Source organism: Corallococcus llansteffanensis (assembly GCF_003612055.1).
GTDB lineage: Bacteria > Myxococcota > Myxococcia > Myxococcales > Myxococcaceae > Corallococcus > Corallococcus llansteffanensis.
The window spans coordinates 1-2,311 of the sequence record NZ_RAWB01000907.1 but is presented as its reverse complement, the minus strand read 5'-3'; the positions used below and the strand labels follow the sequence as shown (position 1 = coordinate 2,311).

Below are 2,311 nucleotides of genomic sequence, written 5' to 3'. Positions count from 1 at the left end.
CCACGACGTGGCCCTTCATCGTTTCGGACACCACGGAGACCCACTCCTTGTCGTTCTTGTGTCGGGCGAAGAAGAGGTACGCGAAGCGCACCACGCCATCCACCACCAGCGCGATGCTCACGGGCGGAATCAGGATGTTGAGCGTCTCCACCAGCCAGTCGCTGACGTACGGCAGCGACGGCTGACCGAAGAGCAGGAAGTACACGTGGTGCAGCGCCTCCCCGTAGGAGAGGCGGTCCCCGCCCGGCCCCACGTAGCGCCACTGGTACAGCAGGGGCCCCAGCCCGAAGATGACGGCCGCCAGCAGCAGCGTGCTGCGGAACCTGCGCGACAGCGCACGCAGGTACCGCAGGTCCACCATCAGCCGCGCGCCAAGGCTCTTCATGCGCGCGGGCGCTCAGGCCGCCGGGGTGATGTCCGTGGAGGCTTCCGCCTTCGCACGGCGCTTCTCGATGAGCCACACGGCGAGCACGCCCAGCTCGTAGCACAGCAGCATGGGCCCAGCCATGAGCGACAGGTTCACCACGTCGCCCGTGGGCGTCAGGATGGCCGCCGCGATGAGGCACACCACGAAGGCGTGGCGCTGGTAGCGGATGAGCCACTTCGACTGCACCACCCCGACGATGCCCAGCAGCGCCATCACCAGCGGCAGCTCGAAGATGACGCCGAAGGCGAGGATGAGCAGCAGCACCAGCGACAGCTGCTCGTTCATCGTCAGCATGGGGCGCGTCCAGCGCGCGGCCTCCGCCTCCGCGTGGCCCTTCGCCAGCTCCTTCTCCAGCCGCCAGAGGCCCGACATCTCCTCGGCGCGCGTGGGCGCGACCCCCGCCAGCAGGCTCGCGGACTGGTCCATCGCCGCCTCCGCCGTCGCGTAGTCCTGGCGGCCGTAGGCCGTCACCGCCTCCACGCGCTTCTCCACCGCCGCGCGCAGCACGCCGCGCGCGGGCACACCCAGCCCGTCCGACGCCGCGTCCAGCAGGTCGCCCAGCCCCTTCAGGCGCGCGGTCAGCTCCACGCTCCGGGCGGTTGCCACCTCCGGGTCCTTCACCTGGCCCTGGCCGGCGGCCGTCAGCGTGGCGCTGGTCTCCTTCGCCAGGTGCCCGGCGCGCTCCACCTCGCCAATGCGCAGGAAGCGCAGCGCGTCCTCCGCGCCCAGCCTCGCCGTGTCCACGCGCTGCTCCAGCGCGAGCGTCTCCTCCTCGCTCAGGAGGAACTTGAACATGGAGGGGAGCACGAGGAAGTAGCAGAACAGCGAGCCCACGATGAACGCCACCGAGCCCAGCACCACGAAGGGCGACGCGTACTTGCGCTCCTCCGGGTAGAGCCCCGGCGCCACGAAGCCCCAGATCTGCCAGAGGATGACGGGCGTGGTGAGGAAGATGCCGCAGTACACGCCCACCTTCATCAGCACGTTGATTTCTTCGATGCCGGATGTGTAGACGAGCGAGCGCCCATTCGCGGGCAGCGCGTCCAGCACCGGCCGCATCAACAGGCCGAAGATGGGCTTGGCGAAGATGAGCGACACGGCGCCCAGCACGAGCACCGCGAGCGAGCACTTCACGAGCCGCGAGCGCAGCTCCGTCAGGTGCTCCGACAGGCTCATGCGCAGGTCGTTGAAATCAACCCCTTGGCGGTTCAGGGCTCAGCTCCGTTTCGGCGCGTTGCGCGCCACCGTGCCCGGGATGGGGGCGAGTTGCGGAAGGCCATCCTCGCCTGTCCGGGGCTCCACCCCGGCCTCGGAGGACGCCGGGGGCTCTGATGCCGCCACCGCCAGGGCCGCGGGGTCCCCAGGCAGCGGGGACGACGCAGGCGGCGCGGACGGATCCAGTTCCTGGGGCGAGGGCAGCCGCGCGGGGTCCAGCGACGCGGTGAGCGACGGCGAGGGCTCCGCGAGCAGGTTGTGCGGGGAGCCCAGGGGCAGGTGCGAGGACGCGGCCAGCTCCGGCGGCGGCGACGGCACGCGCGTGCCCGGGCGCGCCGGCAGCTCGCGGTTGAAGTCCTCGTCCATCGCGTAGAACTCGCGCTCCACCACGTTGCGCACGTCGTCCGTCTGCCGACGGAACTCGCGCATGAACTTGCCGATGGCCCGCGCCAGCTCAGGCAACCGCTGGGGGCCGAGCACGATGAGCGCGGCCACCAGGATGAACACCATTTCGCCTGCGCCGATGTTGAACATGGGTCTTCAGAGTCCCCTCAGCGGGAGTTCCCCGGTTATCGCGCCGGGAGCGGGCCCGCGCAACCGCCAGCGGACATCCAGCGTCCGTCCGGCACCGTGATGAGGGGGCGGGCGGCCGGGCCCCCGGTATGGCGT

The 2,311-nt window shown here is 70.6% G+C and carries 2 protein-coding genes and 1 pseudogene; all 3 read right to left on the bottom strand.

Annotated elements, in window-relative coordinates; all coding sequences use genetic code 11:
• A pseudogene (locus tag D7V93_RS41945) lies at window positions 1-385 on the bottom strand (potassium transporter TrkA); the annotation flags it as partial.
• Between the two features lie 12 nt (window positions 386-397).
• On the bottom strand, window positions 398-1,603 hold the full coding sequence (gene tatC / locus D7V93_RS41940) for a twin-arginine translocase subunit TatC (protein ID WP_120648556.1): 1,206 nt from the start codon (window positions 1,601-1,603) through the stop codon (window positions 398-400).
• 39 nt (window positions 1,604-1,642) lie between these two features.
• The gene (gene tatB, locus D7V93_RS41935; protein ID WP_120648555.1) at window positions 1,643-2,176 is read right to left on the bottom strand and encodes a Sec-independent protein translocase protein TatB; all 534 of its coding nucleotides are present in this window, start codon (window positions 2,174-2,176) and stop codon (window positions 1,643-1,645) included.
• Window positions 2,177-2,311 lie beyond the last annotated feature (135 nt).